The sequence below is a fragment of the Chryseobacterium tructae genome, assembly GCF_030409875.1.
Lineage (GTDB): Bacteria > Bacteroidota > Bacteroidia > Flavobacteriales > Weeksellaceae > Chryseobacterium > Chryseobacterium tructae.
In genome coordinates, this window is the sequence record NZ_JAUFQR010000001.1 from 1,601,846 (window position 1) to 1,616,086 (window position 14,241).

Below are 14,241 nucleotides of genomic sequence, written 5' to 3' on the forward strand. Positions count from 1 at the left end.
TCACAAAGAAGAAGATGAGGATCGTTAGCTAGAGCTCTTGCAATAGCTACTCTTTGTTTCTGACCTCCCGAAAGACTTTAGGATAATCATGGGCTTTATCTTCAAGGCCTACAATTTTCAATAATTCGTTGACCTTTTTATTGATTTGATCTTTACTGATGTGATCCAGTTCCAATGGAAGTGCTACATTATCAAAAACAGTTCTTGAAGAAAGAAGATTAAAGTGCTGGAAGATCATCCCTATTTTTTTACGTTCCTCAGCGAGCTGTTTTGAGCTTAATTGAGTGAAATCCTTTCCATTAATAATGATTTGCCCCTCTTCCGGTCTTTCCAATAGATTCACCGTACGGATCAGAGTACTTTTTCCTGCGCCAGAGAACCCTATGATCCCTACAATATCTCCTTTATCGATATTAAGGCTCACCTGATCTAATGCTTTAAAGGACTGTTTCTTCTGGTAAAATGTTTTTGATATGTTTCTGATTTCTATCATTCTGATGCTTTATACTATTAAATAGGCTGATATCTTCTGCCTGTTCTGTTAAAAAATCTTTTAACTCTTCTGATTTTTACCTTAGACCGTTTTGAAAGTTTAAAATACTTGGTGACATTAGTCAGCAATACTCCCAGCAATATGATTGCCAAACCATATAACTGGCCTCCATTGATGCTTTGATGAGCCACAATCCATCCTGCAATAACGGTAACAATAGGGTTAATGTAGGTGTGGGTACTTACTAATGCAGCGGGTTTCACAGACAGGAGCCAAATGTACGACAAATAAGCGACTATCGATCCAAAGAAGATCAAAAACAGAACCCCTGCCCAGGCTGAGACCGGTACCGTAGAGATCGAAAAACCAGTACATTCCCCTCTGATTAAGGCAATAAGAAAAGCGGCTACTCCGGCAACAATAAGTTGTTGGGCAATATTCATAAAGGTAGATTGTGAAGCTGGATTTTTCTTGGAATATAAAGAGCCCAAAACCCAGGCAATGGAGCTTACGCCTAATACAATAAAAGCAGTAATACGAAGATGACTGTCAGTAGCGCCATGCGCTGCATGTGAATGAACACTTCCTTTTAAGAAAAAGATCAAACCAACAAAGCCAATCATCAAACCTACGGGAATAAACTTATCTGAAAAATAGTATTTCCAGTTTTTTCTGTCGATGGCAATGAACCAGAAAGGCCCGGTTGCTATAGAGATAGCAGCTTCAGAAGCTGTAACATACTGTTCTCCCCAGGCTACAAGGCCTGTTCCTCCGGTTAGGATAAGAACGCCGGTGATCGCGTTTTTCTTCCAATTGATCAGGGAATTGGCTTTTTCCCCTTTAGACAGGAGATACCCGATTATCAAGATTCCTGCAACCAGAAATCTCAATCCTGAAAGAATGAATGGTGGGAAACCTTTCAAGCCAAATGAAATAGCTAAAAACGTAATCCCCCATATTACATAGATGTTTGTAAATGCCAATGGAACCAGCCATTTGTTTTTAGAATTGCTCATTTTTATTTTTTTTAATGTTTTGGTGTTTAAATAAAAAAGGCTCTACAACTCGGTAGGGCCTTTGAAAGTATGTCATATTAAAAGTAAGGTCACCCACAGTATTCTCGATGCACAGGCATACACATATCCTTCATCATGTTTTTAATGATGTGTTTATGGGTTGCATTATTATTTGTTTCTGTGCTCATTTTGTTTTGTTTCCTGAATACGTTTGCAAATATAGAATATAATTTTAAATAGTCTACTAAAAAAGTAGGGTTTTTGAATATTAATTTATTGTTAATGATTTAATTATTTGTTATTCAGTATTTTGTGTTATTTTATTTTTTGCTTTTTCAGAAATATTCAATTAGTTTTTTCTTTTTTTCTTTCATTTATAGTTAAAATGATTGTTTTTGTGTGTTGTGAAAAAGATAAAATAAATTGAAATTTTTGAGAATTATATAAAGTGTTTTTTTGAGGGCTTTTACGTTTTAAAGAAAAAATTCTTGCTGCATTTATTAAACTAGTTAAATGTGCAGGATTCTCCGTCGGTGTAACTTAGCATTAAAATTAAAGACATGGACAATAGAATATTAGGTCTGCATCATATCACAGCTATTGCAGACAATGCAAAAAGAAATTTAGATTTTTATACTCAGGTTTTAGGAGTAAGATTGGTAAAGAAAACGGTTAATTTTGATGATCCGGGAACCTATCATTTTTATTTCGGGAATGAAAATGGAACACCGGGAACTATCCTTACTTTCTTTCCCTGGGAAGGAGTGGGACAAGGTACCAATGGAAGCGGAATGGCAACTCATATCGGGTATTCAGTGCCTAAAGGAAGCTTGGAATTCTGGAAAAACCGTTTAAAAAATTTCAATGTAAATGTTGAAGAAAATGAAATCTTTGGCGAAAAGATGATTTCCTTTAAAGATCCCGATGGTCTTCAATTGCAATTCATAGAACCTTCCGGTGATGATCACCGAAAAGTATGGACTGCGGACGATATTAAAGACGAAAATGCCTTGAAGGGATTCCATAATGTAACATTAACCTTAAAAAGAGCTGAGCCTACAATCAAAGTACTGACTGATATTTTAGGATATGATCTTCAAAAACAGGAAGGCGAAAGATACCGATTGGCAACAGATGCTATTGATACGGCCAATCTCATCGATATTATAGAGAACGATACAATTCCAAGCGGAAGAAACGCTGCTGGAACCAACCACCACATTGCATTTAGAGTGAAAGATGACAATGTTTTGATGGAATATCGTGAAAAAGCTTTATCTGCAGGACTGAGCATTACTCCGAAAATCAACAGAGATTATTTCTATTCTCTGTATTTCCGTGAACCCGGAGGCGTTTTGTTTGAAATTGCGACAGATAATCCAGGGTTCACAGTAGATGAATCTTTAGAGGAACTCGGTAAAAACTTAAAATTGCCAGTTCAATATGAAGGAATGCGTGATAAGATAGAAGGTGTATTACCGAAGTTATCATAGATCATGATTCCGTTTTGATAAAGGAATTACCTTTGAAAAAAATAAAAAACATGGAAAGAACAGAAATCGTTTTAGAAGGAAGAAAAGGAGAGATTCAACTTTTCTCAGATGATCAGAAAGCCGGTAAAATGGATATTTCAGTCATTGGAAGAAAACTGACGGTATATCATACCGAAGTAGATCCGGAATTTGAAGGAAAAGGTTTTGCTAAAATTTTATTAGAAAAATTGATTTCCTATGCCAGAGAGAATGATCTGAAAATACTACCGTTATGTCCGTTTGTTCATGCACAGTTCAAACGTCATCCGGAACAATATAATGATGCGTGGCTGAGAGAGGAAAAATAAATACTTAGAGGATGTAAGAGGAAAGGACAAATAATTGTATTTCCTCTTGATCTTCTCTGCTTTCTTAAACCATTACAACAACCCATTAATAACAATCTACATCATGAAACTTATCACAGGATTGCACCATGTAACAGCAATCACAGGCAATGCACAGGAAAATATAGACTTTTATACCGGAGTTTTAGGGCTTCGTTTGGTTAAAAAAACAGTGAATTTTGACTACTCAGATGTGTATCACTTCTATTTTGGGGATGAATACGGGACACCAGGAACCATCATGACCACTTTTCCGTATGGTAAAGATCTGATTAATGGAAGACATGGAAAAGGAATGCTGAATACAACTGCTTTTTCAGTATCTATGGATGCATTGGATTACTGGATGAGCCGTCTGGATCAGTTTAATATTCCGTATAAACAACCACAACAAAGATTATCTGGTGAAGTATTCATTTATCTTGAAGACTTTGATGGATTGGGTCTTGAGTTGGTTTTTAATAGCAAAGATGAAAGAAAAGGATATTATAACGGATATATTCCCAGAGACTATGCTTTAAAAGGGATCCATCATGTTGAAATATGGTTGGCAGCCTATGAAAGAACTGCAGCGCTTCTAACCACTCAGATGGATCATCAAGTTATTTCTGAAAGCCCTGATAGATTAAGACTAGGCACAGAAGATCTTCCTGGAAAATATGTAGATCTTATCTATGCTCCCAATGCATTGAAAGGGCTTGCAGGAAGAGGGACTGTACATCACGTGGCTTTTGCAACTCCGGATGCACAGTCTCAGCTGGAAATGGTTGAAAGGTTAAATGCTTTTGGGTTGGAACATACTGAAGTGAAAGACAGAAAATACTTTACCTCAGTCTATTTTAAAGAGCCGGGAGGAGTTTTGTTCGAAATTGCCACTTCAGGCCCTGGGTTTGATATCGATGAGGAAGCCGCGTTTTTAGGAGAAGATCTGCAGTTACCCCAACAGTTTGAGGAACAAAGAGAACGTTTAATTGAAGTTCTTCCTAAAATCAATTATCCAACAGAAAAATACAGATAGAAAAATAATGAGCCATATTTTAAATATAAAAACAGCAGGTATACCATTAAGACAAGCAAAAAAAGCTTTGATTATGGTTCATGGACGAGGAGGAAGTGCTCAGGATATTTTGAGCCTTTCACAACATTTGAATGTAAAAGATTATGCCATAGTAGCCCCACAGGCTTTGAATCATACCTGGTACCCATTGTCATTCATGGCTCCGGTAGAGCAAAATGAACCATGGCTTTCTTCCGCATTGGAAATGGTTGAAGAGACGGTGCAAGCAGTGACAGATGCAGGAATAGCTCCAGAAAATATTTACTTTTTTGGATTTTCTCAGGGAGCTTGTCTTACACTGGAATTTTTAGCCAGAAATGCACAGAAGTTCGGTGGTGCAGTAGCCATTATTGGAGGAGTGATTGGAGATAAGATCAACCGTGAAAATTATAAAGGCGATTTTGCTGGAACTCCGGTTTTATTAGGAACCAGCAATCCGGATTTTCATGTTCCTGTAGAAAGGGTATATGCTACAGCCAATATTTTAAGAGAGATGAATGCAGAGGTAACGGAGAAGGTATATGCTAATTTCGGACATTCTATTAATCAGGAAGAAATTGAATTGGCTAATTCAATAGTATTTAAATAGGAAATCTCAATAATAATCTCTCGCAGATTTTACAGATTGGGCAGATCTTTATGCATGCATGATTACTTGTGCTATCTGTGAGGAAAAGAATCTGCTAGATCTACTCAATCCGCGAGAGTATTAATTCTTAAAAAATAAAACAATGAATATCACAAGAATTTTCAGTGACGAAAAAGGAGAAACTCATTTTGAAAACTTAGAAATTCCTCTTGTTGATCAGGGAAATATTGGTTTCCTTTCTGAAACGCTTGAGGTCAAGAAATTACAATTCAGACAAGTTTCTGCGTCCTACGATTATGATTTTCATTGTGCTCCACAAAAACAATATATCGTACTTTTGGATGGTGGAGTAGAAATAGAAACTTCACTGGGTGAAAAAAGGAAATTCAAGACAGGTGAAATTCTTCTGGTAGAAGATATTACAGGAAAAGGACATAAAACAAAAAACCTTGAACCTAAAGAGAGGAAATCGCTGTTCATTTATGTTTAATCATGAAATACCGGTTTCCATAATCAACTCCTAGCTTTAAATATAAAACCTTAAAAATCAGACCTTACAATGAAAACTTTGCATTTTTTAGTCATAGGAAAGAATCAGGAAATTCTGGATGTATTAAAACGGATTATTGAAAACAATGAAGGCTGGACGGCCGAAATTCAGAGTGATGAAAATTTCTGCTATGAATACATCAGGGAAAATCAAGTAGATATTGTACTGCTGAGTTCAGGATTAGAGGATCAATTTGAAAAAGATATTAAAATATTTTGTGCCGGGTTAGATAAAGATGTTAAGGTAATTGATCATTACGGTGGCGGAAGTGGACTTTTAAAGAACGAAGTTTACAGTCTTTTTCCTAATTTGCAGGAGTAAACCCTTACTCCATGTTTGAAAACATTATCAAAAACATTACAAGATTTATTACCATCACGCCGGAAGAAGAAAAAGTATTTACAGATGTACTGGTGTGCCAGAAATTTCCTAAGAAAACCGTATTGCTAAGAGAAGGAGAGATCTGCCAGTTTGAAGGGTATATTCATAAAGGGTGTGTAAGGATGTATTGTTTGGATGATAATGGGACTGAAGTGACCATACTGTTTGCCATTGAAGACTGGTGGATCAGTGATATTGCCTCTTTTCAGGAGCAAAAACCTTCTAAAGTTTATATTGAAACATTAGAAGATTCGGAAATCTATATGCTAAATCCGACAACAAAAGAAAAGCTATTAAATGAAATTCCTAAGTTTGAAAGGGTTTTCAGAATGCTGATTCAAAGAAATCTCACGACGCTTCAAAGTCGTTTGGTAGATACCATTTCCAAATCGGCCTCCGACCGATATCTGGAATTTATCAAAGTATATCCATCCATTCCACAAAGAGTAGCACAATATTATATTGCTTCTTATCTTGGAGTTTCAAAAGAATTTGTAAGTACGATTAGAAAACGCCTGGCTTCGAAAGAGAGGTAATAGGTAATAAAAATCTTGAGGTCTTTACATTTGTTGGGAAACGCTAAGGCGCAAGAAAACCAAAGATTTTCAGCAAAAGTGCTGTTTTATTTTTTGCCACAGATGCACGAATACCCTTATTCTATGTTACTATGTGGTTTAAAAAAACTTTAATTTTCACCACACAGCCACATAGAATTTACTTGTAAATAAAATAATTCGTGCATCCGTGGCAATCTCAGCAGCCTACAATTTTATCGGAGATAAACCCTCGCGGTTTGCAGCAGTAAGGTTGTCAAAAATCTTGAGGCTTTTACATTTGTTGGGAAACGCTAAGGCGCAAGAAAATCAAAGATTTTCAGCAAAAGTGCTGTTTTATTTTTTGCCACAGATGCACGAATGCCCTTATTCTATTTTACTATGTGGTTTGGAAAAACTTTAATTTTCACCACACAGCCACATAGAATTTACTTGTGAATAAAATAATTCGTGCATCCGTGGCAATCTCAGCAGCCTACAATTTTGTCGGAGATAAACCCTCGCGGTTTGCAGCAGTAAGGTTGTCAAAAATCTTGAGGTCTTTACATTTGTTGGGAAAGGCTAAGGCGCAAGAAAATCAAAGATTTTCAGCAAAAGTGCTGTTTTATTTTTTGCTACAGATGCACGAATGCCCTTATTCTATGTTACTATGTGGTTTAAAAAAACTTTAATTTTCACCACACAGCCACATAGAATTTACTTGTGAATAAAATAATTCGTGCATCCGTGGCGATCTCAGCAGCCTACAATTTTATCGGAGATAAAATCCTCGCGCCTTATATCCTCAGCATTTAAAAAAAATCCTCGCGCCTTCGCGTTTTCCAACAACTCCAACAATTAACATTTATTTTAAAATAAGCCAATTTATTAAACTAGTTAAATGGATAATCTTTTCCATCACCCTACATTTGTCTTATCAAAACAAACAAATAACAATTGAGATATGAACAGAAAAGATTTTTTAAAAAAAGGGTTACTTGGAACAGGAATGTTTGTAGCATCCGCTTCTCTGGGAAATACAATGGAAAACGAAATTGATGAGATTGAGCCATTAGAACCTATAGGATATAATCATTTGCCCAATACAGATTCAAAAATTAAAGAAAACTCTGTGATTCATAAAGCAGATTCAAGAGGAAAGGCAGATCATGGATGGTTATTAAGCCAGCATACATTCAGTTTTGCTAATTACCATAATCCGGAAAGAATGCACTTTGGAGTATTGAGAGTTTTGAATGATGACCGTGTAGAAGCTGGTCGTGGTTTCGGAACCCATCCGCATGATAATATGGAAATCATCAGCATTCCTTTGGAAGGCGATCTGGAGCATAAAGACAGTATGGGAAATACAGCCATCATTAGAAGTGGAGATATTCAGGTGATGAGTGCGGGAACAGGAATCATGCATAGTGAATTCAATAAAAACAGTGATCAGTTGGTGAAATTTCTTCAGATCTGGGTGTATCCTAAAAAAAGAAATGTAACGCCGAGATATGACCAGATTACTTTAGACAAAACAAAAAGTCACAACACATTCCAGCAGATTCTTTCACCTAATGCCGATGATGAAGGCGTATGGATTCATCAGGATGCCTGGTTTCATTTGGGAACTTTTGATCAGGGAAAAGAAATCAATTATCAGATCCGGAAAAAAGGGAATGGAGTGTATGCTTTCATCATAAAAGGAAGTGCAGAAATTGAAAATCAGCAAGTAGAAGAAAGAGACGGTTTCGGAGTTTGGGATATTAATGATTTAAGCATTAAAGTTACATCAGAAGGGACAGAGATTTTGCTAATGGAGGTTCCTATGACAATGTAAAATAATAGTATCATGAAAAATTTAGTAAATAAATTAATAGTAGCAGCTGTATTAGTGTTCTCAAACCTACTATTGGCGCAGACAGCAACTGTAGGTACAACTAAAAATTGGGGTTCTGTAGATGGAATTTCCATGATAGGATTGGTGCAAGGCCCTTCATCGGCAGATACTCAACTTCAGGTAGCTTGTGTTTTTGAATATACAGAGGGAGATATCTTTAATGCTCCTGCTTTACCTGCTAATCTGAACGGATTGATACATTTAGATGAAGCTTTAAAAGGTGAGCTTACAAATATCAGAAAATCAGGGCAATTTCTGGGACATTCTTTGGAAACCATTTTAATTACCCCTCCCACCGGATCTATGTCTGGAAAGAAATTATTATTAATTGGATTGGGAGACCGTAACAAATTCATTCCGGATATAATGATTTCTGTAGGAGAAGTTGCCGCTCGGGAAGCAATGAGGTTGGGTGTGTCCAATTTTGCTTTTGCCAGCGATTTAAAAGATGCCGGAATAGATTCTCCAACAGCCTTAATTGCAGGAAATGTAGTTCGAGGTATTGTTCAAGCCAATCGTTCTGAAAATTACCTGAAAGAGCACAAGTTATCGACAACCAAAAAATTAGAAAAAGTATATATGCTGGCCGGCCCTGCCTTCTTTGAAACAGCAGGTGGCGGAATTTCCGAAGCCATTACAGAAGCAAAAAAGAAATAATGAACTGGTTTCATTAATATTGTTGATCCTGCCTCCTTTTTTAAGGGGGCTTTTTGTTATTATTTTTCTATATTTAGAAAATAAAAACTGATAACTTAATATACCATATTTTAGTATGGGAGGAAATTTTGAATTTAATAGAGAAAATGTTAGGCAAGTAGAGCTGCTTCTACCTAAGCTCAAGTATTCTGTTTTACCAACTGATATTATTAAATGGTTAGAAAACTTTGAAGATAAAGATATTCCTCATGCTTTAGATATTTTAAAAGTCTTTGAATATATCCCATTCAATGAGTTTATGAATAGAATCAATAGCTTACTAAGAAAAATTTACGAAATGATTCCCATTGGTGAAAGAGCCATTATTTTTCCTTATGGAAAGGTTGGTAAAAGCGGGACTTTAGTTACTTATCCATTAAGACATACAAATTCTTATAAAAAAAGAGGGTATAAGGCTGTAACTTCGGGGCTTTTTCCTAGAAAAAGTAAACAGGACTATGATATTATCACTCATGATTTAAAAAATATTTCTAATCCAGATGATTTTCAACATATTATCTTTTTAGATGACTTTATTGGAAGTGGTAATACATTTCTCAAAGCCATTGAAGAGAAAGAGACTGAGGAATGGTTAAAAGTTAATAAGCTTAAAAAATATTTCTTATTAAGTTCAATTATAATGGAGGAAGGAGAGCAAAAAATTTTAAAAGACTTTCCTTTTGATTTAATCATTAAATCCGAAAAAAGATATAAAGCTTTTCATCCTAAAAATTCTATTTTTAATTTATTTAAAAATAATCAAGAAATTTCAAAACTTATTAAAACCTATGGGAATGAGATTTATGTAAATTATAACCCTCCTACCAAAACTCCTTTAGGGTATGATGATAGTGAGTCTTTAATATCTTTTTTTCACGGAACTCCCAACAATACATTTCCTATTATTTGGGGAGATAATAAATGGTATCCTCTTTTTCCTCGAAAAGCTGAAAGAAGAATCTCAGATGCTTCGAAATTTAAAAGGACTATAAAATATTATCTTTTATTATGTGAAAAGTTAGGGATTGATATTATTGAAGGAAAAAAGAAAATTGATGGTTTTACAGATCATCGTAAAGACGAAACGATAATTAGAAAAGAGCAGAACCATGCAGTTGTAGCTCTCCTATATTTAAAAAATCGGGGATTGGAAAATATATTTATTTGCCAATTATTGGGATTGACATTGGATGAGTTGCATGACGTTTATATTGAAGCAAAAAATAAAGGTTTGATTGGCATTGGTTATAAAGATATTACCAATAAAGGATTGGAGCTTTTAAAAGGATTAAGAAATCTATCTAGAAAATTTAGTATAAGGGAAGAAACGGAAAAAAATTTTTTAATAAAAGAAGAAAATAGTATATATATACCTTATACGTTCATGGGAATGAAATAATTTGTTAGCATTTATCTGCAAAGATTTCTCAGTGCCTTGTATTGAGAGTTAATAAAGAGTCTTTATGACAATCCTGATGATTGTATACTGTTTTATTGACAGTTGCAAAATCATATAGCAACCTATAGAAATAATAACTCCACTTTTGGAAAAAGATCATTTTCGATCAATGCTAAAAGAAAATATAGGAGGAATAAAATTATCATGATTAGGAATTGTTGGTATTTTAAATAAAATTTTAACATTCAAGTGAAGTAGTAACAATGAATTCATTCCCAATTGAACGTTTTATTGCATTAGCAAAAGAAAAAGGACATTCTGAAGATTATATCGAGGCTTGCGTTGGATATGCTAAAAAACTAATGACAAATCAATATCCAGTTCTTTTTACGTTAGAACATTTAGCTATTGCAATGGGAGTTAAGTCTAGCTTTCTTCGGTGGCTTATTGGAGATTTAAAAACCCAAGATATAGTAACAAACCCAATATTTGAACTTAAACAAAAGAGATATCAATTATTTTCAATTAAGAAGAGAAGAGGAGGTAGGAGAGAAATAATGGCTCCAGATAAAGATCTTAAATATATTCAAAAATGGATTACGTTTAATATCCTAGATAAATACCCATTAAAAGAGAGTTGTAAAGGTTTTAGACAGAATATATCGATAAAAGACAATGCCTTAGTACATGAAGGTGCATCTAAAATCTTAAAAGTAGATCTTTTGAAATTTTATGATACTATTACAGAAGAGCGAGTATATGGTGTATTTAAAAATATGGGATATCAAGGTAACCTAGCTGTAAGTTTATCAAAATTATGTACTTATAAACATAGTTCTAAATATTGGAATAGCTTTAAATCCAAAGAAAAAGAAATTCTATCTTATTATATAAAAGAAATGCCTGCAATTTTACCCCAAGGATGTCCATCAAGTCCTATGCTTGCAAATATTATTGCCTCTAAAATGGATTTTAGATTTGAAGAGCTGGCAAAGAAAATGAATTTTTCCTATTCTAGATATGCAGATGATCTAACTTTTTCAATTAAAGAGAATGGAATTTTACCATCAGTCTCGTTTATAAATAAGATTATTACAGATGAAGGGTTTTATATGAACTCTGAAAAAGTGAAATACATGTTAAAAGGGCAAAAACAATATGTCACAGGACTCACTGTAACTAATGGAGTTCATACTTCAAAAAAATATAGAAAAAAAATAGCAAGACATATCCATTTTTGTCGAAAATTTGGTGTCGAAAGACACCTCACTAAAGTTCGTGAAGATTTTTTAGGATACACAACATTGAATTTTCATGACTGGTTATATGGTCATATTTGTTTTATACATTCAATTGATAAAGAATATAGTGAACAATTATTAAAAGATTTTAATAAGATTAATTGGTTTATATAAATAAGTAGATAATCATCTAAATTAGCTAAATCCAAAAAAAATCCCGATTTTTGCACTCCTTCATTAAACCCGAGTTCATGAAATTATGTATTGCCGAAAAACCAAGTGTTGCCAGAGATATTGCCAAAGTATTAGGTGCTACCATGCCTAAACAAGGCTATATGGAGGGGAACGGCTATTGCGTAACATGGACGTTCGGACACCTTTGTACGCTTAAAGAACCTCACGACTACAGTCCACAGTTCAAATCCTGGAATTTATTTTCATTACCCATTATTCCCAGCAGTTTTGGGATTAAGCTGATTCCCAATAAAGGGGTAGAAAATCAGTTTAAAGTCATTGAAAGGTTAGTAGAGGAATGTGATGAGGTCATTAACTGTGGGGATGCCGGGCAAGAAGGAGAATTGATCCAACGTTGGGTGTTGCAGAAAGCAAAATGTAACAAACCTGTTCAGCGTTTATGGATCTCTTCATTGACGGAAGATGCGATCAAAGAAGGTTTTGCAAGTTTAAAGCCTGCAGAAGATTATAAAAATCTTTATCTGGCGGGTAATGCCAGAGCAATAGGCGATTGGCTGTTAGGAATCAATGCAACAAGGCTTTTTACTAAGAAATTTGGTGGAAATAAAGCCGTACTTTCTATTGGAAGGGTACAGACTCCTACATTAGCGATGCTGGTTCAACGTCAGAAAGAAATTGATGCCTTTACCACAGAGGAATATTGGGAACTGAAAACTAAATATCGTGAAGTAATTTTCAATGCGGCCATTGATCGTTTAAAAACATTAGAACGCGCAGAAAAAGGATTGGAATACCTTAAAGTAAATCCATTTGAAATCGTTTCTTTCGAAATTAAAGAAGGAAAAGAAAAGAATCCAAGACTTTTTGACTTGACAGGATTACAGGTAGAAGCCAATAAAAAATACGGATATTCAGCGGAAAGTACATTGAACTATGTTCAGAGTCTTTATGAAAAGAAGCATGTCACCTATCCGCGTGTTGATACCACTTATTTATCAGATAGTTTATATCCGAAAATAGAAGGGATTCTTAAAAAAATGTATCCTTACCAAGAGTTGATTGCTCCTTTACTGGAAGCTCCGATTCCAAAATCAAAAGCAGTATTTGATGATACAAAAGTAACCGATCACCACGCGATTATTCCTACGGAAGTTCCTCCTTCTCAAAATCTGAGCAGAGAAGAGAAACTGATCTATGATCTGATTGCTAAGCGTTTTATTGCCGTTTTCTACCCTGAATGTAAAATTTCTAATACTTTGGTAGAAGGTAAAGTAGGAACTATTCCTTTCAAAACCAGCGGAAGACAAATTCTGGAACCGGGATGGAGAACGGTGTATGCCAAAGAGCCTAAAGAAGAATCTACAGACAAGGATAAGGAGAAGGAAAAAGAGGAAGAACAAACCATTCCTGAATTTATTGTTGGAGAAACCGGACCACATGATCCGATGATTCACCAAGGAAAAACCACGCCACCAAAACCTTATACGGAAGCAACCCTACTGAGAGCAATGGAAACTGCCGGAAAACAGGTTGAAGATGAAGAACTGCGTGAAATGTTGAAAAACAACGGGATCGGAAGACCATCTACCCGTGCCAATATCATCGAAACACTGTTCAAAAGAAAGTATATTGAAAAGAAGAGAAAAAACCTGATTGCGACTCAAACAGGAATTCAGCTTATCGATACCATTGAAGATGAACTTCTAAAAAGCCCTGAATTAACCGGAGAATGGGAATCCAAACTTCGTAAAATTGAAAAAGGAGAGTATGAAGCTAACCTTTTCAAAGAAGAATTGATTCAGATGGTTACAGAACTTACCGATAAAGTAGTGTACGGAAAAGGAAAGGTGATTACTCTGCAGGACGAAGAAAAAGAAGAAGTGAAAGAAAAGAAAAAAAGAGAGCCTGCGCAGAAAAAAGAACTTCAGTCTTGGGAAGAAACAAAGTGTCCGAAATGTAAGGAACATAACCTAATTAAAGGCAAAACAGCTGTAGGATGTTCTGATTTCAAAAATTGTGGTTTTAAAATTACCTTTGAAATATTTGGAAAAAAACTGTCTGATAAACAGCTTTTAGATCTTGTAATAAAAGGAAAAACTTCCAAGTTAAAAGGGTTCAATGCTCATCCTGGAGGGTTGGCAGAAGGAGTACTTTCTTTAGCAGATGATTTCCAGGTACAGCTTGCTTAATAGCTCGATCATTAAAAGCATATTCTTTTAAAATTTAAAATTTTACATCATACAACATTCTCCAATAGCCCAATTGGAGATGTAATAATTCCTCTTTCTCGGAAATTCAAAAGTTTTCTGAAT

General features: G+C 35.0%; 14 protein-coding genes. 12 read left to right on the forward strand and 2 right to left on the reverse strand.

What is annotated here, in order from left to right; genetic code table 11:
* Nucleotides 1-46: 46 nt before the first annotated feature.
* Together QWZ06_RS07780 and QWZ06_RS07785 are read right to left on the reverse strand one after the other, a co-directional pair.
* A complete protein-coding gene (locus tag QWZ06_RS07780) occupies nt 47-493 on the reverse strand; it encodes an ATP-binding cassette domain-containing protein (RefSeq protein ID WP_290296987.1) in 447 nt (148 codons plus the stop codon).
* A gap of 17 nt (nt 494-510) precedes the next feature.
* The gene (locus QWZ06_RS07785) at nt 511-1,509 is read right to left on the reverse strand and encodes an EamA family transporter (RefSeq protein ID WP_290296989.1); all 999 of its coding nucleotides are present in this window, start codon (nt 1,507-1,509) and stop codon (nt 511-513) included.
* A gap of 560 nt (nt 1,510-2,069) precedes the next feature.
* On the opposite strand from QWZ06_RS07785, the gene QWZ06_RS07790 reads away from it, so the two are divergent.
* The 12 genes from QWZ06_RS07790 (at nt 2,070) to QWZ06_RS07845 (ending at nt 14,118) form a co-directional block, all read left to right on the forward strand.
* On the forward strand, nt 2,070-3,002 hold the full coding sequence (locus QWZ06_RS07790) for a ring-cleaving dioxygenase (RefSeq protein WP_290296991.1): 933 nt from the start codon (nt 2,070-2,072) through the stop codon (nt 3,000-3,002).
* Nucleotides 3,003-3,052: 50 nt separating this feature from the next.
* Entirely contained in the window at nt 3,053-3,349 is a 297-nt protein-coding gene (locus QWZ06_RS07795) for a GNAT family N-acetyltransferase (protein ID WP_290296992.1), read from the forward strand.
* A gap of 103 nt (nt 3,350-3,452) precedes the next feature.
* Entirely contained in the window at nt 3,453-4,406 is a 954-nt protein-coding gene (locus tag QWZ06_RS07800; protein ID WP_290296994.1) for a ring-cleaving dioxygenase, read from the forward strand.
* Nucleotides 4,407-4,413: 7 nt separating this feature from the next.
* Nucleotides 4,414-5,034, forward strand: coding sequence for an alpha/beta hydrolase (locus QWZ06_RS07805; protein WP_160138529.1), 621 nt, complete (start codon nt 4,414-4,416; stop codon nt 5,032-5,034).
* Nucleotides 5,035-5,176: 142 nt separating this feature from the next.
* Nucleotides 5,177-5,524 (forward strand): cupin domain-containing protein, encoded by a 348-nt coding sequence (locus tag QWZ06_RS07810; RefSeq protein ID WP_290296996.1) that lies wholly within the window; start codon nt 5,177-5,179, stop codon nt 5,522-5,524.
* A 69-nt stretch (nt 5,525-5,593) separates the two neighbouring features.
* Entirely contained in the window at nt 5,594-5,905 is a 312-nt protein-coding gene (locus QWZ06_RS07815; protein ID WP_290296997.1) for a hypothetical protein, read from the forward strand.
* Nucleotides 5,906-5,916: 11 nt separating this feature from the next.
* Nucleotides 5,917-6,501, forward strand: coding sequence for a Crp/Fnr family transcriptional regulator (locus QWZ06_RS07820; RefSeq protein WP_290296998.1), 585 nt, complete (start codon nt 5,917-5,919; stop codon nt 6,499-6,501).
* A gap of 961 nt (nt 6,502-7,462) precedes the next feature.
* Complete coding sequence (locus QWZ06_RS07825) at nt 7,463-8,338, forward strand: pirin family protein (RefSeq protein WP_290296999.1); 876 nt, start codon at nt 7,463-7,465, stop codon at nt 8,336-8,338.
* Nucleotides 8,339-8,350: 12 nt separating this feature from the next.
* Nucleotides 8,351-9,055, forward strand: coding sequence for a M17 family peptidase N-terminal domain-containing protein (locus QWZ06_RS07830; RefSeq protein WP_290297000.1), 705 nt, complete (start codon nt 8,351-8,353; stop codon nt 9,053-9,055).
* 115 nt (nt 9,056-9,170) lie between these two features.
* The gene (locus tag QWZ06_RS07835; protein WP_290297001.1) at nt 9,171-10,493 is read left to right on the forward strand and encodes a phosphoribosyltransferase-like protein; all 1,323 of its coding nucleotides are present in this window, start codon (nt 9,171-9,173) and stop codon (nt 10,491-10,493) included.
* 263 nt (nt 10,494-10,756) lie between these two features.
* Nucleotides 10,757-11,908, forward strand: a complete 1,152-nt coding sequence (locus QWZ06_RS07840) for a reverse transcriptase family protein (RefSeq protein ID WP_290297002.1) — start codon at nt 10,757-10,759, stop codon at nt 11,906-11,908.
* 77 nt (nt 11,909-11,985) lie between these two features.
* Complete coding sequence (locus QWZ06_RS07845) at nt 11,986-14,118, forward strand: type IA DNA topoisomerase (RefSeq protein WP_290297004.1); 2,133 nt, start codon at nt 11,986-11,988, stop codon at nt 14,116-14,118.
* Nucleotides 14,119-14,241: the final 123 nt, after the last annotated feature.